The sequence below is a fragment of the Clostridium sp. SM-530-WT-3G genome, assembly GCF_012843905.1.
Taxonomy (GTDB): domain Bacteria; phylum Bacillota; class Clostridia; order Clostridiales; family Clostridiaceae; genus Clostridium.
Window position 1 is genome coordinate 107,866 of sequence record NZ_JABAGC010000004.1, and the last position, 24,964, is coordinate 132,829.

Consider the following 24,964-nt stretch of genomic DNA (forward strand, 5'->3'; position numbering starts at 1 on the left):
ACTTACTAAAATCAATTGAATTTGTAACTTATATTTGTTATCTGTTATAACTTACTTTATCTATTAAATCTTTGTTGATTTTCATTGTTTTTAAATTGTTTGATGCCCTGTATCCTTTAGTTTTGCTTAATGATATTTCAGGTAGTTTTTCCGGCACATCTATTATGAATGTATCACTTACAAGTCTTTGTCCACCTTCTGAAGCATCTGCTGAATCAGTTCTATACAATTCAGCAAATATCTTTTTATTTTCCTTTAAAAATGAATCTACATATTCTGGCTCTACCCAGTACACCCAGTTTCCTTCAGCAATTTCTTTTAAATCACCAGTATCAGGTACGTCCGCAAATAATAAACCATTATATTTATCTGCTATATGTTTTTCATCTTGATTTAGTACTAAAGGAACATTAAAAGCTGGATTTCCACGATATTCTCCTGTTATAATAACTGAACCCTTTGGAATCGCTCTAAATTCATTTTCATCAGTATCTGGATTATCTAACTGATAAGCATAATCTTCTTTAAGTATTCCTATTCCATTTTTATAATTAATATTATCATCAGCAACACCTATTTCAATGTTATCGCCTGGAGGAGTTATAAGTTCGATTTCTGCTGCTGAAATCACCTTAGTATTTAAAGCAGTTATCCTAACATATCTAGCATTATATGATGCCAGTTGTTTTCCACCAGTAGTACCATCTGCATCAAAATAAATTGTAGCTGTTGGATTTTCAGGAGTTACACTTAATGTACCTGTTTTTGCTGTCATCCACTCTGTACCATCTTTACTTACTTCTATCTTATAATCCTTTAATGCACTATCTAAAATTTGTGACTTCTTAAATATGAAGCCTGCATTCTCAACTGGTGCTGTATACTTTATTCCAACAAGAGTCTTAATTTCCGTTGTATCAAGAACTATGTATGGGTTATTTCCTGGCTTCATTTCTTCACCATGTAAAGATGAATTATATTCACCATTCTTAAGCATTCTTCCTTCATAATAAGTATTATCATCATTATCTAATGCCATTTTTAAATCTTCATTTGCACAGCTTCCATGAATATTATTCTTTTCTTCATTTACACTTATAGTACTTGAAGTTATTTCAATACTCTTTTTATCAACTCCACCTTCATGACGAATTTTAATTGTTCCAAGCTCAACTTCCTCTGTTGCCTTTAAATTATAGTCATATGCTACAGCTTTATATGTAACAACTCTATTGTTCATACTTTCAAGAGTATCCGTAAATACCGTTTCTGAATTTAATTTATCTCTTTCAATAAATCCGCATGGAAGACCATTTCTATAAATTTCGTATCCAAGAATTCTATCATTACTCTTATTTACAGAAAGATTTATTTTAACTTCTTTAGAATCCACATATGAACCATCAGTTATTTTATTTCCTTTTGAATCATTTCCAAACTCTGCAGTTAATGTTGTTCCATTTTCCATATCTGCTTTTCCTGCTAATCTCATTCTTCTAGCTTCATCATTTATATATTGTATAGGTCTTTCTTCTTTATCAAACTTAGATACATACTTTAATGTTTGCGTATTTGGAATAATACCATGTGCAATATAGAAATCACTTAAATTTTTCCCTGTCACCTTAGATGTCATTCTTATTAAATACTGATCTCTATCACCATTTAACTTTTCCTCATCACTCATTTCTCTATATGCTCTATTAAGCTTTGCAAAGTATGAATCATTAGAAATATCTTTATCAAAATCAGTGAATAGCATCTTATATGTATCATTATCTTCATATGCTAAATATGGCTGCCATAACATTCCAAGAACAACGCTTCTATTAGTAGAAAGTCCTATTGTATTTGAAGTAACTTTATTGTATAGCTCCTTCATTGCACCTGAAGTTTGAGGATTATCTTCATTAAGCATTGTATTGGTAATAGATGCAAGTAAGTTATTACTTGTTTCTGGATAAATTCTATCTGAAATATCCATAGCATGTCCTATTTCATGTCCCATAAGAGTTCCATATAACTTAGCTTCATCTCTATTTATTACATTACCATTTTCATCAAATTTGTAAGGCACACCTTGAATGTAGGATGATGCTCCAAATCCTACACCTATATGATGTGATGACGCATATGCAGCTGCCCCCATCATCATTCTTTGATACTTAACATTTAATCTTGTTAGAGGAGCTTTATGTTTATTGAAATATCCTCTATCCTCATCATCAATTTCACCATTATTATTAAAATCTTGAACTTCTTCAAATACACCTTTCTTAGCAAAACTCACTTCCATTTCTTGTTCCCATGCTAAAAGCGCATCATAAACTCTATTTACTTCTAATTCTTCATTTCCATTTAGATTTTCTTCAATTCCTGCAAGAATTTCTGTTGCTGGTAAAGTAAGAGTAAATCTATCACCTTCAATATCTGTTGTATTTAATACTGAAGTTGTCTTTTCATATGTATATATATTATTTTCTTTATCAGTGGCACTTACTTCATCTGGATATTTTGAAGGTAATTCATTTACATAAGCCTTTAATTGTCTTATATATGTTCTTATTCTTTCTTTTACTTCCTCTTTCTTAGTTACATCATTAATAATATTATTTACATTTAAATGTGGTATTTCCTCTACTCCACTTAAACGTATTTTTACATCAGCATTAGTACTTCCCCCTGTAACTCTTGCCATTACCTGACCACCTTTTTCTACATCAGCACTAAAGATAGTAGGTATTTCTATTTCAGTTACTCCAGGTCTTATAGTTGTAACTCTCGATATATATTCTCCTGGTTGTCCATAATTTTGAATAAATGCTATATCTACAGTAGTATTTTTATCGCTAGACCCCATATAAACTACTATTTTCTTTTTCTTTTCTGCATTTATAGCATTAGGTCTTGCTACTGCCCCTAAAGCTTGATATGAGTTTTCCATTCCAAGAGATGGTCCAACATTATCTGTTCTTATACTTGCATCAAGAGGTTTAATATTTACAGAAACATCTTTATCATCAAATAATTTCTGTGCATTTTCTAATTCCTTTAATAAAGTATCTCTATCTGGATGATATTCATTACTTCCAGCATCTTTAGTATTTACTCTATCAACTAATGTATTTATCTTTTCTTGAGTCACATCATCTTTTAGCTTTAATCTTAATGGATCTACATATAAATCTTTAATATCATCTTCTATACTGTCATATTCATAGAACATAAGCTCAGAGATAGTCTGCCAACCACCTCCACCAGTTTCTACTTTTATTTTCTTAGCATTAATTGGAGTTTCAAGCTTCATTTCATGATATTGTTGTCCATTAGAAGTTTTAGTATTAATTGATTCAGTAATAGCCACATTCTTGTTTCCTTCTTCATCCCAATATGTAATCTTAACTCTTCCGAACCAGCCACCAAAGCCTTGTTCATAGCACTTAGTAAGTATAACTTTTCCTATTTTATATTCTTTATCAAATGTTATTTCAGATCCTCTGTTAGCACCGTAATATGCTCCCATATCCCAATCATCACATTTTAATGAAGTAGAAAAATCACCATCAACAACTGCATATTTTGAATCTACAGTTAATCTAGTGTCATTTACATCCCATCCACCATCTGCATCAGTTTTATTAACAACATCTATAATATGTTCTACACCAATCTTATTTTCTGAAGTTGGCTTATTTATTAATTTATGTTTATAAACATTAGGTTCTTGCATTGAAACTGTGCTTGCAAGATAAGTTTGAGACATTTTACTAGTTCCCAAATGATTTGTTGCTGTAACACGTACTTCATATGTTGTATTATCTTCTAGCTTATTTACTACATAGCTATGAGAGCGAACTAAAGTATCTTTATTTGGATTTGTAACTTGACTGCTATTTTCTGATACTACAAGTCTTTCACCATTTTCATCTGTCTCATTTGCCTTAATCCAATCAGATTCCCCTACTTTTCTATAATAAACATCAAATTCTCTAGCCTGTCTATGGTCTTCCCAGCTTACAGTAAATGATTTATATCCTGAAACAGTTGTTAAGTTTCTAGGTTGCTCTGGACTTCTTTGAGGTATTACTTGAATTTCTGTAACTTTCCCTTTATCACCTTTGTAATAGCTTTCTATTGGGTTATAATTGGAATCAACATTGTCAGGTTTTCCGTCATATCCATTATGACCTGAAGTTTCTTCCTCATATCCACTTTCCCACTCACCATTTATAGACTGTATACTTACTCTGTATATATCATATGGTTTTATATCTTTATCTAATATATTTAAATTTGTTTTATTAGTCTGAAGCTTTTTAGATTTAATTACTTGACCATTTTCATTTAATTTATCATATTTAACTTCATAGCTTGTAACGTTTGCCTCTGGTTCCCATGAAATCGTAATTCTTTCGTCATGCATCTCTGTTGACGTTTCTACTGTCTTAATTTCAGGAATATTCATATCTGGCTTTGGAACTTCTTTATATACATTATTTAAAAACTCAATTTTAGCTATTTGAGATATTGCTTTATTTCCTCTGTTAGCTGTAACATTTATTGAAATCTGTTTTACTGCAACCTGCTTTCCTAAATCAATAACAATATCATTTGATGAACTTCTTTTCTTGTTTTTTACTCTGCTATCTTCTGAATCTTCATCATTTGAATTATCTGCACTAAATTTAACTTCTTGTTTTACTCCATTTTCATCAATATATGTTATATATCCTTCTTCAGGCGAAGATGCATTCTCACTTTCTTTTGTTGGAGCTTTTATTACAATTTGCTCCATTTCAATACCAGAATTATTACTTTTCTTTTTAGATGATCCAAATGCTGATTCAAGGTCAAAAGATAAAGTAAGTGGTTTCTCTTTACTTGGAAGTTCAATCTCACCTTCTTCATTTTTAATACCTAATTGAACCACTGAATTATCCTTTAATAATATGTCTTCAATTACTTCTCTTTCAGAACTTCCATTAAAATCAGCATTACTTTCTAATTTTACTTCACTCACATCTATTATTTTATTTGTATTTTCTATTTGTGCCTCTTCTTTAGACTGTCCTAAATTTTCATATATAATAGATAAATCAGCTACATCTATTTTTCCATCTCTATTTAAATCATATTTCTTTAAATCAGACTTTTTATTTTTACTACCTATCTTATCAAAGACTATTTGATAATCCTGCATAGTTATCTTACCATCATTATCTACATCTCCACCTAAGAAAGTATTTTTATAGCCTGTAGACTCTTCTGAAGCACTACCACTTCCAATTTTTACTCTCTTTGAATAGTCTATAATATTAATATCTTCAACATTAATCTCTGAATATCCTGAACCAGAAACCTTTAATCCATAAACATCTTTTTCAAGATTTTCAAAAGTTACTTTAACATAATATATACTTTCATCATTATTGTTTATATGCTCTCTTTTATAATTGAATTTTTCTATTTTATATGTTATTCCAAAGTTTAGTTCTTTACTTCTACTTTTAGTATTTTCATTTTCATCTATATCAGAATTTTTATCTGTATCTAAATCTGATGTTATAACTCCCTTTGATAAATCTAAAATTCCTACCTCTTCATTATCTTTTAATAACTCAATTTGAATATCCAAATCATTATTATCAATCAATGGCATCGTGAAATTCATATCCACTTCTAGTTTACCTACAGATTTTGCTTCTGATTCGTCTATCTCTTCATCTTGAAAATCAACATCTTCTAATACTTCATCTTCTTCTATTATCTCTTCATTCTTATCCGTTGCTATTTCACTATCTTCATCTGGTTGTTCACCTTCATCTGATGATGAATCCTCATTTATATTTCCAATTTCATCAACTACTGTATCTTCTTCAGTATTATTCACATCTGATTCTGAATCTTCTTTATCAATGATACTATCTTCACTGCTATCTTCTTTTGAATCATTTTCATCAAAATCATTATTTATTTCTTCGTTCTCATCATACTCATTTTTAGTTTCCTCATCTGGTGTTTGTTCTTCTGATGAGTCTGAATTTATATTATCTTGTTCTGAATTATCATTAGATAAATCATCATCCTTAATTCCTTCATTATCTAAATCAATATTGTCATTTTCTATATTTTCAATTTCAACACTTACATTTTTATTAACTGCTGAATCATTATTTTCTAAAGCTTTTGCTTCACTAGGATTAACTGCTACAAAACTTGTACCTGTTATGGAAGCAACTAATGTACATGATATTATTTTTTTCACTATCTCTTCCTCTTTTACCTATTTTTATGTAATAATAACTATCCTGTATATTTTTCGACCTTTTATCTAAAATATTTAGTTCATTTAATAAAATTAGTATTTTGTATTTGTTGATTTTAATTCTACATTTTAAATTTGATTATATATTCCTTATTTATTCTTTAAAACTCATATTTAATAACAGTTTAGAATCTATAATTATCTAAAAAAACTCCATTCCATGCACTATACATGAAATGAAGTTTTGATTATTACTGTACTTTATTAATAGTATCCGTAAACTTAGAATCAGCATTATTCTTCACATTAGAATTCTGATTTTTGCTATTTGAGTTATTTTTGCTAGTATTATTTTTTTCATCTTCGCTTGACTTGCTTGTACTTTGTTTTTCTTCAATATTTGTATTGTTATTAGAATTAGTTATAGTATTCTTAGCAGCACTAGCATTAGTATTATTAGTAGTATTATTAGTAGTATCATTAGTATTTTCATTTTCTTTTATTGCTTCATTTGCTTCTTGTACTGATACATTATCTTTTGTTTTATTATCTTCCACTGTACTTGAAGTATCTTTTTCTTTAGAAGTATTAGCTTTATTTTGAGTTTGAGTTTTTTTCTCTACTTGTACCTGCTCATTTACTTTATTTTTATTATTGTCATTTGAAGTTGCTGATGGGCTTTCAGTGCTCTTCTGCTGACTTTGTGTGCTAACTGCTTTACCTATAGAGCCTATTTTTGCACTATCATCCTTAACTTTTTCCATTCCCAAAATGCCTATGTACACAAGTACTAATATTCCTATAACTGCAAGAATTATTTTCCTTGATATAAATGTTTTTATACCTTTAGTACTATGATGCTTCTTATCACAATTTGCTTTTGTCAAATCACTTCTATCAAGAATAGCAGTTTCATCTATGCCATTGCTACCTTCATGTGAATTACTATTAAAAGATGACTTAGAAGATGATTTCTTATTACTCTTTATTTCTTTATATGTTTTTCTAAATTTTTCTGGAGAACGTAATGCAACATAAGGCTTATTTCCCTTAGTTTCTTCAACTATTATTGTCGCAATAAATTCATCATTTTCACTTAAAAATGGCACAGTTATATTATATTCATTAAATTCTTTATTTAAATTAAACCTTAATCCCTTTTTTATCCTTGTATCTTTAACAACAATACTTTCAAGTTCATCCTGTATATTAATATTTAAATCATGTAAAGTTTTCCTTGAAGCATTTTTCAGAGTAAGGTTATATTCCCTATAAGATTTGCCATTCATATTTTTCAATGTACCTTTTCCAAGTGTACATATGATTTTAGGTGCTAAATTCTTATATGTATCAAGAAGAACACCAGATATAAATGATATTATTATTGTTATTATTGCCGTTTTAATAACACTTAACATATATATTATTCACTTCCTATTTATTTGTTTTTATCTAATCAATTATAGTTTTTCTCTCTAATTACTGTCAATTTAGATAATGTACTAAATATTTCTCTAAACAATAGTACAATTATTAAACACATACATTTACTAATTATATTCCTATATACATAGATTTTTTATTTATTTTTATTTTTATTTTTTTATCTATAATACAGATTAGTAATTAAAAAAATTGCACTATAAATTATAGTACAATTTTTTAGTTCGTATTTTAATATATCCAATTTTTAATATATTCTGCAATATCAGGTTTAGTTTCCTTAAGAATTTCATATTGCTTTCTTCTATGGTCCATAATATACTTATACAATTTGGGATTTTCTTTTTCAAGTAACTTTTCATACTTTTCTCGTTTTGCAACATATCTATTATAAAATACTCTGTTTTCTTGCTGCATCTTTTCTGCAAGCTTAATTCTATGTTCCATAATATTTGCTTCAACTGCATCAACTGGCTGACCTAGTCTTGCTGCTATTTCATTTAAGTGTCTTTCAAGATGTTCTAGAAGCTTATCCTGATCCCAAGTTCCAAGATGTTTCCAAGCATGTGTCTTCCAATCTATATCTGCTTCTGGAGTAAATTCTGCTGTAAACTTTGTTATATTCTTTATTATTTCTTCTGCATGTTTCTCCATCTGCTCTTCTGCATCATCACCAAATGCCCATTCAAACTCTTCAAGGATTTCTTCTTGTATTGTAAGACATCCATTCTGTTCATTATCTAATTCTCCATCATGTATGCCTTCTATTGGATAAGGCGATTTCATACCTGCTTCACGTAAAGCAGCTTTTATAGTTCTACGAACAACACCTTCTTCTATAAGATGACCTAATTCATATTTTCTCATTTCATCATTAAGCTCACCAATATGTTCTGTTATATAAAATTGTATTCCTCTTTCTTCAAGACTTTTATGAAGTATTTCAAGTCTTTCTGCCGCAGTAAAATCTATGCTTCCAATACCACCTGCATCTACTATTACAATTTTAGTATCATCTTGTATTGCTTCTTCAATATCATCCTGAAATGCATTAATATTTCCAAAGAAAAGACTACCGCTAAATCTATAAATAATAGTATTTGATATGGGTTGGGCATCACGATTTCTATTTAAATCATAGAATCCGTCCTTACCTGGAATAATCCCTAAAAAGCTTCTAGGTGGAACTGATGATTTTAGTACCATTACAGCAAATGATAAAACAAGTCCAACTATAACTCCATATATAGTACCAAAAATAAGTACAGCTACAAAAGCTCCTACAAATATCAAAAACTCTTTTTTGTTCACTTTATATAACTTTACAGCTACATGAAATTCTAAAACACCTATAAGTGCTGAAATTACTATTGCAGTTAATACTGGTACAGGAATATAGCCTATAAAACCAGTAGCTGATACTAAAACAATAGCCATAACTATTGATGCTGTAATAGATACTACCTTACTCTTTCCACCATACTGCTCACTCATAACTGTTCTAGATACGCTTCCATTTACAGGACAGCATCCAGTTAGTGCTGATGCAAAATTACTTATTGAAAATGCTAATATTTCTCTATTCTCATTTATCTTATACTTATTCTTTATAGAAAAACTACTTTCTGCTAAAAGTGATTCTGCAAGAATAACAATTGCAATTGGAAGACTTAATATAAATCCACTACTAAAATGAACTAGTGAAAAATCTGGAATAATAATCTTAGGAAGTCCTTTATCAACTTGTGAAAGTAGTACAACTCCATATTCATCAACATGGAAAAATATTGTAGATAATGCTCCTAATATCATTACTACAAGACTCATAGGAAATTTAGGTGATATTCTCTTTGAAATCAATATAATAGCTAGTGAAGCAATTCCCATTGCCAATGATAAATAATTAATATGAAATAATGACTCTACTAAATGCTCTACAAGTTCAATAAGCTCACCACTTCCTGATTGTGATCCCATTAGTTTAGGAATCTGCATTAGTATAATTGTGGTTCCAATTCCTGTGATAAATCCAGCCATAACTGGAGTAGAAATATAATTAACAAGCCTTCCTGCCTTAAATATATAAAACAATATAAGCCATATTGCTGTATATACAGTAAATATCGGAACTATACTCATAGCTTCTGCACTTCCAAATTTAACACCCATAGAAATTAAAACTCCTCCTATAAGTGCTGCTGGTGCTGCATCTACCCCAAATATAAATTGAGGCGACGAAGATATTAGCGTAAATACCAAAATTGGTAACACTGATCCATATAAACCATATACAGCTGGAAGTCCTGCAATCTGCGCATATCCCATACTAATAGGAATAGATATTGCAGCAATCATTATTCCTACAAAAATATCCCGTCCTAATGTTCTTGCGCTTAGTCCTTTAATCATTCTATTCCTCTTCCCTTCTGATATTTTTTTACAAGAGATATTATAAAATACATAGAAAATAAATTGCATATTAAACAGTTTTTGATATTAATTGATAAACAATCTATTAACCTATAATATATCCTTATTATAATTTTGACCAGTAATATTTTTCTATTTTATTTTTTAATTTTCTTGAATTTCATAGAATATATAATTATTATTTATATTTTTAATATCTACATATAAATTCTATTTTATTCTAATGTTTTTCAATTTACTTCTTATCTTAATACAAAAAAAGGCTATTGCATTAGCGCAATAACCTTTTTTCTACTTTTCCATTTAAAATTATTCTATATAATAGCTTTCTTCTGGTCCAAAATATGACTCTGGTAATTCACCTCTACTCAATGCAAGCTTTTGAAGTACAACTCCTGCATCTACTGCATAAAATCTCAATTTATGAACTCCTTGAGTTAATTTATGATTAGTTTTTGATATATGGATATTATCAAGTACAGATACACACCAGTGCATACTATTGTAATCTCCAGCTATAAATTCCTTAGAAAGTGTATCATTTATAATTGGTTCTTCATCATCAAAGGCTACTGCATATCTTAATCTAGCATCATTTTGAAGATTATTAGTTGGTGCAGTATAAACTGTTAATATATAATCTGCTTCTTCTTCCACTCTTAATAAGTATTCTAAATATGGCGACTCTTCAATTTTTTCAAAAGAAACACCAACTGGAAGAACCTTAACACTTGATAAAGTACGTCCGTAATTCTTAAGTACTGTCCACTCATTTCCATTTTTTGCAACGCTCTTACTCATATGTTCTGCTTCAATTGAAACCACATTGTGAGCTTCTACAAATGTCATAGGACTTAAATTATTTGTATTTACTATTTTAGCATTAACCTCTACTTTTACTACCTTATCTGCCCCAGTAATAGTTATCATTCCATGTAATGATTTAGAAACTTTATCCCAATCTATTGAAACTCTAATACGATTTCCATCCCTAACGATTCCAGCTTTTTCATCAACTAATATCCAATCTGCACTTGTCTCAATATTATAATTAAATTCATTATTTCCACCATTGCTTATGATTAATGTATAAGTTTCTTTCTTTGTATTTGTAAAGTGTGGTAGTACCAAATCACCATTATCACAATTACTATAACCTTCTACATTAACAATCATTACACTTTCATCACTTAAATGTAATTTACATGTCTCAGGGTATGTCCAACTATCTGGTTCCCATTGTCTATATCCTATATGAGGTGAACTCATCATTCCCTTCCACTTACCATCTGACATTGTTTCATTATAATATTTCTGCATTTTAATATCTTTAGCTTTACATTCTTCCACTAATTCATAATAAATATTTGCAAGTACACTTTTACGTTTATAATATAAATTATTAAATCCTGCATATATCTGCATTTTTACAACATTTGCTGTAGCTGCTGCTGGATAATAAACAAGCTAGTAAAATGAATCCTTATACTTATCTGAAGCTGATTCATAATATTTTTGAGCTTCACTTTCTAATTTATCTGCCATATCTAACACTCTTTGAGCCTCATTATAATTTGAATAACTGTATGTTGTCGTATAAGTTACTTCTGGTTTTCTAAATCCACTCATTTTTGTATATCCCTCAAGTACGTCTGCAATTCCATTTATAATCTCATCTTTATTATCTGAGATAAAATCTCCAAACTGCTGTTTAACCCACCTTTTAGTATATTCATCAGTTTTATTTAACCCATTTGTTCCCCATTTATCAAAATCATATGCAAGGTCCATAAAATATGAAAGTGGAAATTCCATTGGTTTTAAATCTCCAACATTAACAATCCATATATCTCGTACACCATATTCATATGCCATTGTCATCTGTTCCCATATTTTTTCTAATGGCGTTGTATTTACCCATTCATAAGAAATTGGTCCTCCATGATAATCAAAATGATAATACATTCCCCAACCTGCTTTTCTATCCTTTTCTCTTGGTGCTGGAAGAGTACGTACATTAGCAAAGTTATCATCTGCAAGCATTATAGTAACATCATTAAGTACATCCCAATTTCTAAGACCATTTGTATCATTAGTTCCATACCAGTATTTTTCTACTTCCTTATATATAGTTAAAACTTGTGGTGCATTTCCTAAACCTTGATTTTTTAACATTTCCTTTTGAGTTAAAATAATCTTCTTTAAAAGTTCAATATTTTCTTCTTGTGTTCCTTCTAATGCAGAATCCTGCTCTCCTCTCATTCCAACAGTAATAAGACTTTCAAAATTCTTATTACGCTTTAATCCATCTTCCCAAAATTTTGAAATAGCATCACTATTACTTCTAAAATCCCATGCTTTATTATCTCCATATGTATTACATATGTTTTTCCATTCTTCCCCTGCTCTAAACATAGATTCATGATGTGATGTTCCCATAACTATTCCATAGTCATTTGCCAACTCAGCATTGGCTAAAGGATTGCTCTTTCCATTTTCACTGAATACAGCACTCCACATAGCTGGCCACATGAAATTTCCCTTTAATCTTAAAATAAGCTGAAATACCTTATCATAAAATAATTCGTTAAAATCTCCAAAGGTATTAGTTACCCATGATCCTAAAGAAGGCCATTCATCATTCAAGAAAAATCCTCTATATTTTACAGATGGCTCTTTTGATGTTTTATTTAATTCAGATTTATCAAATATAATTTCATCTCTCTTTTTAGGCATAACGTCTGCAAAATAAACCCATGGACTTACCCCCATAAGCTCAGAAATATTATAAATCCCATAAATAGAACCTCTTTTATCACTACCTATAACAACTACTGCTCTCTTTATATTTTCAATAGGCTTATCCACCACTTCTATTTTGTAACATTCACGTTTACCTTTAATTTCAGATACATCAATAACTTTATTTTTAATTAACAAATCAATAACTTCATTGTTTCCTATTGAGCCTGCAATAATAACTGGAGTATCAATTATCATATATTTTAAATTATTTATGTCTGTAACCACATCACATTTAATTCCTGAAACAAGGTTAACATCCTCTGCAAAAGAATCTGCTACAAGCTTTAATCCTTTATAATCTTTACCTTTATTATCTATTATAATTGGTGCAGCTTTTCCATCTGCCACCAACCTTATTTTAAATTCTTCATCTTCTTTTACATTAAATTTAATATTTTTATCTTTATTGTTATTTATCATTTTACTAACCTCCTACTTTAATCAAATACATTTTTTAGTTTCATTTATATAAAACTTAAGAACTCTAAATACTGAGTTCTTAAGTCTTTCAAATCTATTAACTTTTAATTATATCCAAATCCAAGTATTGTAAATAACTTATCTGTACTATCTTCAGCCATCTTTATTTCCACCTTATGTTCCTTACATATTTCTTCTTGATATAAAATGATAGCATTACAATGTGTCCATCCCACTTCTTTAGGGTCTAATGTAATTTTTAAATTTCCATCAACAAAAACATCAGCCTTGCCGTATTCTTCACTACCAGAGTCCTTAAATACTAATAAAAGACTTCTACTATTTATTCTTAATTTAAATCTTTCATCTCCTGAGTTTTTTCCATGCATCCAGTTATATGGGAACTGCATTGTACCTAAGAAATTTGTATCCATTTCTACACATTGAAGATCTTTATCAGTTTCATCAAAGCTGCCATATTCTATTTCTGCATTGCAATTATTGTCCTTTTTATCTATAAGATGAATATTCATAAAATCAGCTCCTATAGCTGGCTTTTTATCTAATGATATATCTTCTGCATCATAAGGATTTTTAGCTGCTTCTTCAAATAAATATGCAATACAATCTGCCATAATAGTATGTCCATCATTAGTAGGATGGAAAACATCATAAAAATATTGTCTCTTTGTTATAACATTTCCTTCTTCTCTCGATAACTTGAATTGGTCTACAACTGCATCTGATACACTTACCATAGGTAAATTATATAATCTACCAACTGGTGAAAGTCTCTCTTGAAGATTCCAATCATCATAGAATACTGCAAATAACAATATTACTGCTGGATTATTATCTGCACTAAGAATTGTCTTAATTAAACTTTCATAACAATTCCCCTTAGTTTCATCACCTTCATCATTTACAGCAAATTCGACTATTACTAAATCTGGTTTTACTGTGCCATCTCTAAGAACGTCTCTGTCATAACGTATCATTCCAAGTTCTGAAGGAGTTCCACCTACTCCAGCCTTAATAAAATGAACATTATCTCCATTACCTTTTCCAAACATATCTTTAAACTTTTCATATGATTTATGAGCATAACAGTTAACATTTATAGGCTTTGCTCCTGCTCCCTGAGTTATAGACCCTCCAATATATGCTATAGTTACATCTTCCCCTCTTTGTGCTTTGTCTATGGCAGCTTTAAGCCTTCTGTTATTTTCAATATTTAACAAAGATTTAGAAATCATATTTTTGTAGTTTTCACTATTAAAATCTACTGGTGGATCGATTTCAATTTCAGGTACTTCATATCCATCATTAAGATAAATCTTTACTGTTGTTTGCGCACAAAGTCCTGGTTTTTCAAACTCAAATGCAAACATTCCTACTACATCATCATTATCTGACCATTCATAATCATCTAAATTTATTACAGTTTCAACTCCATCGTTAGTGCAAGGTACTTTAATTATAGTACCTCCACCATATGCATCCTTTTTTCCATAGTTATGAAATACAAAATCTATACGACCAGTTTCTTCTGATGCATTTACGCATATGCCGACACTATGAACAATCTTTCTTACTCCATCCCAACTATTTAAATACTCTAATATTTCCTTATTCTCAACTCCACCAATGAAATTAGCATTAGAAGCTAATCTTCCTTGATCAAGATAAACATCTTGAGAAGGTTTACCATTGTTACGTGCAGTAGCTTCTATCATTTTATCAATCATTATATAAAATCCACTTCTCTTCTTTTGTGGATCCTTTGGTGCTTTCGGTCCGCCTTGTACATTATTACTCATAATTATGCCTCCTACATCCATAATGGGCTTAATAATTGAAAATTATCTTATATATTTAGGTTATATTATATCCATACTTATATCTTACCTTTTTTGGTAAAATAAAATGGTAAAATTTTAATACAATATAGACAAAATTAATCATAATACAATTTTTAATAATCTTTATATTTTTCTTTAATTTTGCAATTAATATATTTATAGAAATATATTAATATATACTATACATAATAATTTTACAATTTTTACTAAAATTTTAAATACAAATAGTTTTCCCATTATAAACTATTGAAAAAATACCAATAAGAAATTATTATATTAAATATAGAAGAAATAATGATTAATGAGGTTACTTAACAATGAATACTAATTACAATGAAATTTTAAATAGATATAAAGATAGATGTAAAGTAAATGAAGATTTATCTAAATATCATACTTTTAGAATAAAAGGCTCTGCTGATATTGTACTTTTACCAGAAAGTAAAGATGAATTAGTAGATATGCTTCACTTTTGTAGATTAAACAATTACAAATATACTATTATTGGTAACGGCAGTAATATTATATTTAATAATGGTATATACTCTGGAATTCTTATTACAACTAAGAATATGAAAAATATAATAATATATGAAAATAATATCTATTGCGAATGTGGTGCCCCACTTCCTCTAGTTGCTATGAAAGCATTAAATGCAGAACTTTCTGGATTAGAAAAATTAAGTGGCATACCTGCTACATTAGGTGGAGCTATAGTTATGAATGCTGGTGCTTATGGTTCAGAAATAAAAGATGTTTTAGTTTCTGCATGTGTATGTGATAAAGATAATAACATATATGATTTATCAAAAAATGAATTAGACATGTCTTACAGACATTCAATTATTAAAGATAAAGAACTTATAGTATTATCATGTGTCTTAAAACTACACAAGGGTGATCGTGAAAAAATGAAAGAAACTATGGATATGTGCAAAAGTAAAAGACTTTCTTCGCAACCTCTTGAATATCCTTCTGCAGGTAGCATCTTTAAGAGGGATGAAGAATATTTTCCTGGAAAGCTTATAGATGATTTAGGACTAAAAGGTTTTTCAATTGGTGGTGCAGCTATTTCTGAAAAGCATGCAAACTTTTTAATAAATAAAAATAACGCAACTGCTGAAGATTTAAAAAACCTAATACTATATATTCAAAAAGAAGTCTACGATAAATATAAAGTAAATTTAAAAACAGAAGTTGAATTTATATAATTACTCTTAACACACACTTATATAGAAATAAAAATCTCCATGTAATCTTTAATTTGAAAGTACATGGAGTTTTATTATTAATCAAATAATATACTTTATTACTACTGCAAATCCTTCTTCTATCAACTAATACAAAAAATAAGAATTCAATTCTTCTTACAAAAATTAAATTCCTAATTAATATATAATTAATATTTATTTAAACATATAAATTTAACATTCTATTATACTCATTTAAAACTATATCAAGTTCTTGACTTATTTCTATAACTCTCCAATGCAGTAAATTTTCTTCTATTTCAATGACTTCATGCATTAATCTTCTTAAATTTTCTATTTTTATTCTCAGTCGTATTCTCTTACTCACTTCATACGCCCCCTTACACATAATAATACACTAACAACAATTTTTGTATATCCAAAAGATCTAAACAACCATTAATAATATTCATTATTTTTAAATATTTTTTATAATTTGTTCATTAATATTAATAATTAATTAATTTTTCGTTATTCTATTCCTAATTTTCATAATAATATATATTTTGTTATATTTTATATATTGTATATCGGTATTTTATAACAAAAATTTAATCCTTAAATTTTTTATTAATGCTATTTAAATGTACTTTTTATTGATTCGACATAAAATTTTCTCTTTATCATTATAAATATTACTTGCAATTATATAGCTAATAATACTAAAATTTATTTTGTTGTTCTTTAAATATATTAAAATAAGGAGTTAAATTATGGATAAAACAAATACAAACAAAGCAATGGCTGCAGCATTTATGGCGAATTTTATCTTTGGTTTCAGTTTTATATTCTCTAAAATGGGACTGAGCGCTGCTTCTCCATCAATACTATTAGCATACAGATTTATTACTGCTGTAGTAGTTATGACTTTGCTTATTGCTACAAAAAAAGTTAAATTTAATATTAAAGGAAAAAATATAATGCCTCTTTTATTAATAGGGTTATTTCAGCCAGTAATATATTTTATATGTGAAAGCTATGGACTTATATATACTACTGCAACATTTTCAGCAGTTATGATTGCCCTTGTTCCTATTGCTTCTTTAGCATTTGGTGCACTATTTCTTGGTGAAATTCCAAGTTTCATGCAAGTTGTATTTAGTATTCTATCAATTGCAGGTGTAGTTCTTATGGCATTTCAAGAAAGCAGTACAGGAAGTGTTCAGTTAATAGGTATATTTATATTAATAGGAGCTATACTTTCTGCAGTAGGCTTTAATGTTACAAGTAGAAAGTATTCATCACAATTCTCAGCATTTGAGCGTACATATTTTATGTTTGTTCTAGGTGGAATATTCTTTAGTGGAATGGCTCTTATAGAAAATTATGGTCATTTTGAAAGATTTATAGAACCTCTTAGTTCTCCAACATTCTTAGTATCAATTTTCTACCTTTCAATACTTTCATCTATAGCAGCATTCTTAATGATGAATTACTCTACTACATATCTTCCAGTAGCAAGAACAACAGCATTTTCAAACATAATTACTGTTGTATCTGTTTTTGCTGGAATAGTCTTCTTACATGAAGGCGCTGACCTTGTTTCAATAATATCTTCTATTATGATAATTATTGGAGTATGGGGAGTTCAAAAAATGGGATTAAATAAACAATAACAAAATAAATAGCCCTACAGATTATTTATCTTACAGTATACTTTGTAAGTAAACCTTAATTAATCTGTTAGGGTTATTTTTTATATTTTATACTAAAAATGAATTTAATTAATAAAATTATAATTTCAAATATACTTTAGCCTTTTAAAGCTCATAATATTTATTAAAAAATCAAATCACTTAGAATACTTTCCATTTTAGATTCGGCTTTTCTTATAGCGCTTTCTTTTTCCTCCTGTGTTGTTCCTGTACCATCAACCTTTAATTCTATAACATCTCTTATCCCTATTGTTCGCATTATACTTGATACATAATTTTCACCCTTATCCATTACAGGATCAAGAATCCATGGTATATTTCCACCTGATGACTGTACATAAACAAGACCTCTATAAACATTATCCAAAAGTCCTTTAGGCTTTTTTCCTGCCTTTAAATCTATAGTCATATGGTTTTGAACTATACAATCTATATATTCTTTTAACGGTGCTGGAAATGATAAGCTCCACATAGGTGCAGCTATTACATACATTTGAGCACTCATAAACTGCTCACATAATTCACGTATTCTTGCAACTTCCTTTTGATCTTTTTCTGGAAGTTTTTTAGCATCCTCTTCACTGATAACACAATTTCTATCTTGAAAATATTCATATTGAAGTCTAGGTATATGTTCTTTATATAAATCTATTTCTTCTAATTGAAAATCCTTATTGTACTCTAAAAATTTATTTATAAATGTTCTTGCTACAGTTTTTGAAGATGATAAATTCTCCGGCTTTGAATTCACACTTATATATAATAATTTTTTTGTCATAGGACACCTCATTTTCTATAATTATTGCAATAATCTTTATCATAAAAATATCACATATAATTTTAATTTTAGTTATTTTATGCCATTCTATATGATTTTATACTTCATTGCTAACACTATTCACACTTTTCAATAGATTCTAACCTTTGCACAACTAGCACTTCATCAATCACCCTAGAGTAATTTTCATTAAAGTTTTTTATAAAAAACAATAACTCCCATTATTTTAATGAGAGCTATTATTTAAATTTTATATGACTATTTATTAATGAAAAATTAAATAAATTAATTATATGAAGTTCATGACAATTCTATCTATACCACTATTTATATAATACTCAAGCTTATTTTTATCCTTTAAAAGAGTATCATCAAAAGCAAATAAAGAATTATATCTTCCTACCATCTTTAAGTGCTTAGGATATGAAAACACATAATCTTTACAGTACTTTGGGCAATTCGTGACAAGCTCCTGCTTTCCTCTATTTTGATGTTTACACATGGCATAAAGAGGACAATACTGTGATGTATTTGTAACATAAAAAGGTATATGCATACTGTGATTTCCCTCTGCAATATCCATTCTGTATCCACAGTTTTCATACTCATAGCGCTCAATTTTGTTATCCTTTAAAAATCCTCTAAAAACAGTACTATTTAAGCTATTTTCAGCTATTAGGTTTTTATTCTCCTTATAGCCTTTTTTATACATATATCTAGGATCTTTTTTTCTTTTATTCAAAAGTACACCTAAACATATGTTTATATAATCTTGCTTATCTTTTAATAATTCAATCATTCCCCAATCGTTTATTACTATCTCAATTTGCTTCTTATTCTCTTTACACCAGTTATACACCTTATCTATTATTTCTTCTGTCTTTTCAATAAGGCTATCTCTCAAATAAGTAAAGCATAATGTAATATTTAAATTATTACTTTCTGCTTTATCCATCATCTTTATAAGAAGATTAACTTCAGGGAATAAGTTATGGCAAAATTCATTTCCTATATATACTCTATCTATATCTTTACTAAATATCTTATGATTTTCTATATGATTTTCACGCAAATAATAATCTTTAAATGACTGAATATTTAGTTCAATAAACTTCTTATATAAATTATCATCATGAAGACTTACAGCAAGTTCTACATTTTCTAAAGAATCTATAGAATAATCTAATTCAGACATCCATTCTTTCTTTTGAGTAGAATAAAAATCATAGAAATCATAATCCTCTTCTGCTGGATATCCTACCATTTCTTCAGAATATTCATTATCTATTCCATAATTCTTAAGTCTTACATAACTTGAATAATCTCTAAAAATTCTATTTACATTCTCTTTATATTCTTGATTATTTATTAAAAAACCATAAGTCACATAAAATTCTTTTTCTTCTCTAGACACAATTTCATAATCATTGATTATTATTTCTTCATATTTATATTTATCAAAATTATAAAAAACTGCCTTTAAAGAAAATTTCTCTTTTATTAATTGAGAATACTCTGTATTATTAGCATTCCCAGCTATTTTTCTAAACTCTTCAATATCCTCACATAATCGTACAGTTAATTTTCTAGGAGATAATTTAACTACAGTTACCTCATTATTATTAATAAGGCACGTCACCAGTCCTCCTGGTAATAAATCACTTTCTTCTCTATCCATTTTGTATTCCTCCAAAGGTTAAGTATCTAAATTTCTGTCAATGGACAATATTAATATCTATTTTTCAAGTTTAATACTTAAACCTCTTTAATTATACTATTTTTTCTAGTATGCTTCATCATAACTTTCAAGATACTCTTTAAAATTTTATTCTATAATAGATTTTAAGTTACTCATTCTAAAGTTTTACATATAATAAATTAAGAAAATTCTATTTATTAAACATTATGAATCATCAACTCTGAATATTTTCTCAATTAAAACCTTCTAAAAATATTAAAAAGGAGGCATTAATATGAATATTAATTGGAAAGACAGATTGTTTTTAAAATTAACTAGTGGCAGATTCCTAATTTCTATTGCCATTACTATAGGTTTCGTAATATTATCAGTTGAAGGCAAACTCTCTTCTGATTACACTAATATCTTCTTAATTATTGTTACATTTTATTTCAGCAAAGAATCACAAAGAAGGTCAGATAATTCAAAAAATGATTAACAAGAATCTAAGTTTATCATTTTAAATATCCTTAATTCACTGATACAATTTAATACTCTTACTTAACTAATCAACTTATAAAAATATAACGCCTCAAATTTTAACAACTTGAGGCGTTTACTTATATATTACTATGAATTATTTTACATATGAAATGTTAAATATCAATATAATTTTCATCAGGTCCATATTCATAGTAAGTAAATTTATTAAATTCACTTCTTAATTTGAAGTTCATTGCCAAAAGTGGCAACTCTGGAAGTCCCTCTACACCATTATATTTAACAGTAACATTAATTACTCCATCTTCCTTAACCACATAAGTAATGTTTACTTTAGTAGCAGGAATTGTAGGAAGTTCATAAGTATAGTGAAGTTCTAAATAGTTTTCTTTTTCAACCACATTAAAATCGCAGTATCTTTGACCTATACTTGCCCCAAACCATTGTGCACATCTGAATCCGTACTTATTTCCTCTATCATTATCTGTTTCTGCACGATAATAATATGTTTTAGGTACACTTGTAATATACTCTTTATCAGAATATCTAAGAGATACTATTCCACCTTCCTGCTTAGAGAATATAACTTTAAAGTTTCTTCCATGGACAGCTACATTTACATCACCGTGGACTATTTTAAATTTAGAATCATGTGATTCTTCATTATTTTTTTCTATATTTTGTTCAAATACATATTGTCCATATGATAATTCAAATCCTTTTTGTGCATATAAAGTATCATCCTTTAGCTTCATAGAAACATTGTATATATATTCTCCATTTTCAGTAAAGTTCTTCATAATATCATCAAATGGAATTTCCATATATTTTTCTTTACCTGGAGCTATATCCACATGAACTTTTCCTTCAGATAATACATTTCCATCTTTTTCGATATTATAATAAAAGTCATATTCTGATGTGCTTATAAATAAGTTTTCATTTTTAACTAATACCCCATTTTCATCTACTCAAATTTTCTAAATCCAGTTTTAGTTGTTGCAACTTCTACTAATTGTCCATTTTTATCAAATATCTTTACATATACATTATAAAGATTAGGTTCTTCTGCACTCCATAATTTAATATTACTGCAACTTCTTAAATCAATATTTACAGAAAGGTTTTCTTCTAATTTTACACAATCGGTTTTAGCCACAACATTTAATAAATTATCTAAAATAGATACTTGGACATTTCCATCCATAATACCATTTATTTTTAAATCACATTCAATAGCTTCTGCTTTATAGTTGCTATCTAATATTGTTTTTACAAATATATCTTCCACATGAATTTTTGGGACTGCATATATATATACATCTCTAAATATTCCTGAAAATCTGAAGAAATCTTGGTCTTCTATCCAGCTTGAACTAGCTCTTTTATATACTTCTACTGCAAGCTTATTTTCTCCATCCTTTAAAAATTCAGTTATTTCAAATTCACTAGGTGTAAATGTATCTTCAGAGTATCCAACAAATTCTCCATTAAGATATACATAAAAAGCAGTCTCTACTCCTTGAAATGAAATATATGTTTTTTTATTTTTTAGCTTTTCATCTATATAAAAAAATGTTACATAACTGCCTACTGGATTGTAAGTCTTTGATATATATGGAGGCCTTAAATCATCATGTCCTTCCCATGGATACATTGTATTAATATATTGACACTTATCATATCCTTGAAGTTGTATATGTCCTGGTACTTCTATATAATCAAATCCACTCACATCAAAGTCTTCCTTGTAAAAATCTACAGGTCTTAAATCTTGATTTTTACTAAACATAAATCTCCAAGATCCATTTAGGCTTTGTTTTAAAGGCATATTCTCTTCTAATTTTATTTCTTCTAATTTTTCATAATAAAAATGATCACTATGAGCATTTATTCTATTTACTTTAAAAATTTCTGGGTTTTCTAGCCATGTTAGTTTTGGTTCTCTTACTTTCATACTTCATCCCATCCTTACACTTTATTAAATCATTTACATTATTAATATTACGGCCTTTTTACTAAAATATCAATATATTTTTACTAAAACACAATTATGAGTTATTACAATTTTCTAATTATACATATGCTTTAATAATACTTTATTTATATATTAATAATATTTTTCATATAAAACAAAAAGTTTACTAAATAAAAATGTATTTAGTAAACTTTTTTTAGTCAGCTTTCACTATATATCTAAATTTAATTTTATTTAATTTTTTTAACACTTTCCCTTATTTTTAATTCAATAGGTAATACTATTTTCTTATGATATTTTCTATTTGAATTAATTTTTTCAATCAATAAATCTACTGCTTCATATCCTAAATACTCGCTTATAAGCCTTACAGTAGTTAATGCCGGAATCATATATTTAGAACTTGGTTGATCATTAAAGCCAACTATACTTATATCATCTGGTATTTTAAGACCAGTTTCAGATATTGCTTTATAAACTCCAATTGCCATAGTATCATTACCTACAATAACTGCTGTAGGTCTTTCCTTTAAATTTAAAACGTGTAAAGCTTCATCATAACCACATTTATATGTATATCTTTCAACACTTCTTAAATACTCTTCTCTATAAATATCTTTGAATTTCATGTATTCTTTGTATTTTTCTTCTCTAAGGTCAATATTTATATCTGATATGCTCTTATCACCATTTGCTCCAATAAAAGCTATTTTTTTATGTCCACATTTTATAAGATAATCAATTGTATCCTTTGTTGCTTTTTCAATATCAAAAACTACACTATCAAATTCACTATCATTAGGTGAATAATCAACAAATACTATATTTTCATTATTAGCATTTAATCTCTCAATAGTTTTTTTATTAAATCTTCCTATAGCTATTATACCCATTAATTCTTTAAGAACGGTTTCTTCTGTGTTCTCATCAATTTTTACTAGACTGCACTTGTTCTCTTCACACTTTTTTTCTACTGAATATCTTAAATTTAAATAATATGGATCTCCAAGCTCCTGTTCATAATCATACCAATATATGATTCCTATTTTTTCAATATTTTTTTCAATTTTCTTTTTAATTCTGCTAGTATCGTATTCAACTTCATCTGCAATTTTCAATATTTTTTCTCTTGTTTTATTTGTTACATTTAATGTCTCATCAAAATTAAGTACTCTCGAAACTGTAGAAACAGAAACTCCCGCTTTTTCTGCAATTTCTTTAAGTGTAGCCATATATACCACCCCTCCTTTTATAAGATAAATATATTTATATTTATCTTATTCATTCAAAAGTTTGCTATCAATAATATTAAAAAATCAATAATTCTATAACAAAAAGCTTTATATTTTTTCCTTTAACTTTTTTAAATATTCATCTTTAAGGCTATTTTTAGCTTCTAGTTCTTTTATTTTTCTATTTAAATATTCAATATATTCAAGGGTTACTTTTGAGCTGCTGCTATTTACCTTATGATCACTTTCAGCTAAATCATTAAGCCATTTTAGAACACTTCTTCCCTTCATTTCATTATAAGAATTATCTTCTTTTATTTTCATAAAAATTATCTCCTTATCTTCTATCTTTAGTGTTATATATTGAATTATAATCCATAATTTTATTTATATAAAGTGAATTTTATATAAGTATTCTTGCAAATTTCAAATTAAATAATATGTTTTTCTTAAATTTTAATTATTTCCAATATGTTTTTAAATAATCCTATCTACATCATATAATCCATATTGCCTCATTCTTTAGTCTTTAATATATTACAAATATTTATATATAATAAGCATTAACTAGCATAATTGCCATACATATAATTTTATCATATATTTAAAATCTTTGTATTCTAAATTAATCATTCTCTTAAAGAAAAAAAGAAGCTGTCATAAAATT

The 24,964-nt window shown here is 28.0% G+C and carries 16 protein-coding genes; 3 read left to right on the forward strand and 13 right to left on the reverse strand.

The annotated features are described in order from the left end of the window. Positions 1-37 precede the first annotated feature (37 nt). The 6 genes from HF850_RS03155 to HF850_RS03175 form a co-directional block, all read right to left on the reverse strand. Positions 38-6,265, reverse strand: coding sequence for a M60 family metallopeptidase (locus HF850_RS03155; protein WP_169104030.1), 6,228 nt, complete (start codon positions 6,263-6,265; stop codon positions 38-40). Between the two features lie 251 nt (positions 6,266-6,516). After that, positions 6,517-7,683 (reverse strand): hypothetical protein, encoded by a 1,167-nt coding sequence (locus HF850_RS03160; RefSeq protein WP_169104031.1) that lies wholly within the window; start codon positions 7,681-7,683, stop codon positions 6,517-6,519. A gap of 256 nt (positions 7,684-7,939) precedes the next feature. Beyond that, positions 7,940-10,117, reverse strand: a complete 2,178-nt coding sequence (locus tag HF850_RS03165; protein ID WP_169104032.1) for a SulP family inorganic anion transporter — start codon at positions 10,115-10,117, stop codon at positions 7,940-7,942. A 330-nt stretch (positions 10,118-10,447) separates the two neighbouring features. Next, positions 10,448-11,563: a hypothetical protein gene (locus HF850_RS15610; RefSeq protein WP_243159376.1), complete on the reverse strand. Its 1,116-nt coding sequence runs from the start codon at positions 11,561-11,563 to the stop codon at positions 10,448-10,450. A gap of 42 nt (positions 11,564-11,605) precedes the next feature. Next, a complete protein-coding gene (locus tag HF850_RS15615) occupies positions 11,606-13,363 on the reverse strand; it encodes a glycosyl hydrolase 115 family protein (RefSeq protein ID WP_243159377.1) in 1,758 nt (585 codons plus the stop codon). A gap of 104 nt (positions 13,364-13,467) precedes the next feature. Continuing rightward, positions 13,468-15,183, reverse strand: a complete 1,716-nt coding sequence (locus HF850_RS03175) for an SGNH/GDSL hydrolase family protein (protein ID WP_169104033.1) — start codon at positions 15,181-15,183, stop codon at positions 13,468-13,470. Positions 15,184-15,542: 359 nt separating this feature from the next. On the opposite strand from HF850_RS03175, the gene murB reads away from it, so the two are divergent. Then, positions 15,543-16,436, forward strand: a complete 894-nt coding sequence (gene murB, locus HF850_RS03180; protein ID WP_169104034.1) for a UDP-N-acetylmuramate dehydrogenase — start codon at positions 15,543-15,545, stop codon at positions 16,434-16,436. A gap of 199 nt (positions 16,437-16,635) precedes the next feature. Here the strand turns inward: murB and HF850_RS03185 are convergent, their stop codons facing one another. After that, positions 16,636-16,803, reverse strand: a complete 168-nt coding sequence (locus HF850_RS03185) for an aspartyl-phosphate phosphatase Spo0E family protein (RefSeq protein ID WP_169104035.1) — start codon at positions 16,801-16,803, stop codon at positions 16,636-16,638. A gap of 385 nt (positions 16,804-17,188) precedes the next feature. On the opposite strand from HF850_RS03185, the gene HF850_RS03190 reads away from it, so the two are divergent. Further along, positions 17,189-18,091: a DMT family transporter gene (locus tag HF850_RS03190; protein WP_169104036.1), complete on the forward strand. Its 903-nt coding sequence runs from the start codon at positions 17,189-17,191 to the stop codon at positions 18,089-18,091. A gap of 163 nt (positions 18,092-18,254) precedes the next feature. Here the strand turns inward: HF850_RS03190 and HF850_RS03195 are convergent, their stop codons facing one another. Together HF850_RS03195 and HF850_RS03200 are read right to left on the reverse strand one after the other, a co-directional pair. Continuing rightward, positions 18,255-18,908: an NAD(P)H-dependent oxidoreductase gene (locus HF850_RS03195; protein ID WP_169104037.1), complete on the reverse strand. Its 654-nt coding sequence runs from the start codon at positions 18,906-18,908 to the stop codon at positions 18,255-18,257. Positions 18,909-19,197: 289 nt separating this feature from the next. After that, the gene (locus tag HF850_RS03200; RefSeq protein WP_169104038.1) at positions 19,198-20,586 is read right to left on the reverse strand and encodes a hypothetical protein; all 1,389 of its coding nucleotides are present in this window, start codon (positions 20,584-20,586) and stop codon (positions 19,198-19,200) included. Between the two features lie 295 nt (positions 20,587-20,881). On the opposite strand from HF850_RS03200, the gene HF850_RS03205 reads away from it, so the two are divergent. After that, positions 20,882-21,085, forward strand: a complete 204-nt coding sequence (locus HF850_RS03205; protein WP_169104039.1) for a hypothetical protein — start codon at positions 20,882-20,884, stop codon at positions 21,083-21,085. Between the two features lie 157 nt (positions 21,086-21,242). Here the strand turns inward: HF850_RS03205 and HF850_RS15620 are convergent, their stop codons facing one another. The 4 genes from HF850_RS15620 to HF850_RS03220 form a co-directional block, all read right to left on the reverse strand. After that, positions 21,243-22,016, reverse strand: coding sequence for a beta-galactosidase domain 4-containing protein (locus tag HF850_RS15620; RefSeq protein WP_347564393.1), 774 nt, complete (start codon positions 22,014-22,016; stop codon positions 21,243-21,245). Between the two features lie 38 nt (positions 22,017-22,054). After that, positions 22,055-23,044 carry a sugar-binding domain-containing protein gene (locus HF850_RS15630; protein WP_243159378.1) on the reverse strand — a complete coding sequence of 330 codons (990 nt, stop codon included), beginning with the start codon at positions 23,042-23,044 and terminating at the stop codon, positions 22,055-22,057. A 251-nt stretch (positions 23,045-23,295) separates the two neighbouring features. Then, on the reverse strand, positions 23,296-24,297 hold the full coding sequence (locus tag HF850_RS03215; RefSeq protein WP_169104040.1) for a LacI family DNA-binding transcriptional regulator: 1,002 nt from the start codon (positions 24,295-24,297) through the stop codon (positions 23,296-23,298). A gap of 108 nt (positions 24,298-24,405) precedes the next feature. Continuing rightward, a complete protein-coding gene (locus tag HF850_RS03220; protein WP_169104041.1) occupies positions 24,406-24,621 on the reverse strand; it encodes a hypothetical protein in 216 nt (71 codons plus the stop codon). Positions 24,622-24,964: the final 343 nt, after the last annotated feature.

What these genes read in the sequence shown, in the direction of transcription:
- HF850_RS03160 (WP_169104031.1), bottom strand. Translation starts at nt 7,683, where the DNA reads ATGTTAAGTGTTATTAAAACGGCAATAATAACAATAATAATATCATTT.
- HF850_RS03165 (WP_169104032.1), bottom strand. Translation starts at nt 10,117, where the DNA reads ATGATTAAAGGACTAAGCGCAAGAACATTAGGACGGGATATTTTTGTA.
- HF850_RS15610 (WP_243159376.1), bottom strand. Translation starts at nt 11,563, where the DNA reads ATGCAGATATATGCAGGATTTAATAATTTATATTATAAACGTAAAAGT.
- HF850_RS15615 (WP_243159377.1), bottom strand. Translation starts at nt 13,363, where the DNA reads ATGATAAATAACAATAAAGATAAAAATATTAAATTTAATGTAAAAGAA.
- HF850_RS03175 (WP_169104033.1), bottom strand. Translation starts at nt 15,183, where the DNA reads ATGAGTAATAATGTACAAGGCGGACCGAAAGCACCAAAGGATCCACAA.
- murB (WP_169104034.1), top strand. Translation starts at nt 15,543, where the DNA reads ATGAATACTAATTACAATGAAATTTTAAATAGATATAAAGATAGATGT.
- HF850_RS03190 (WP_169104036.1), top strand. Translation starts at nt 17,189, where the DNA reads ATGGATAAAACAAATACAAACAAAGCAATGGCTGCAGCATTTATGGCG.
- HF850_RS03195 (WP_169104037.1), bottom strand. Translation starts at nt 18,908, where the DNA reads ATGACAAAAAAATTATTATATATAAGTGTGAATTCAAAGCCGGAGAAT.
- HF850_RS03200 (WP_169104038.1), bottom strand. Translation starts at nt 20,586, where the DNA reads ATGGATAGAGAAGAAAGTGATTTATTACCAGGAGGACTGGTGACGTGC.
- HF850_RS03205 (WP_169104039.1), top strand. Translation starts at nt 20,882, where the DNA reads ATGAATATTAATTGGAAAGACAGATTGTTTTTAAAATTAACTAGTGGC.
- HF850_RS15630 (WP_243159378.1), bottom strand. Translation starts at nt 23,044, where the DNA reads ATGAAAGTAAGAGAACCAAAACTAACATGGCTAGAAAACCCAGAAATT.
- HF850_RS03215 (WP_169104040.1), bottom strand. Translation starts at nt 24,297, where the DNA reads ATGGCTACACTTAAAGAAATTGCAGAAAAAGCGGGAGTTTCTGTTTCT.
- HF850_RS03220 (WP_169104041.1), bottom strand. Translation starts at nt 24,621, where the DNA reads ATGAAAATAAAAGAAGATAATTCTTATAATGAAATGAAGGGAAGAAGT.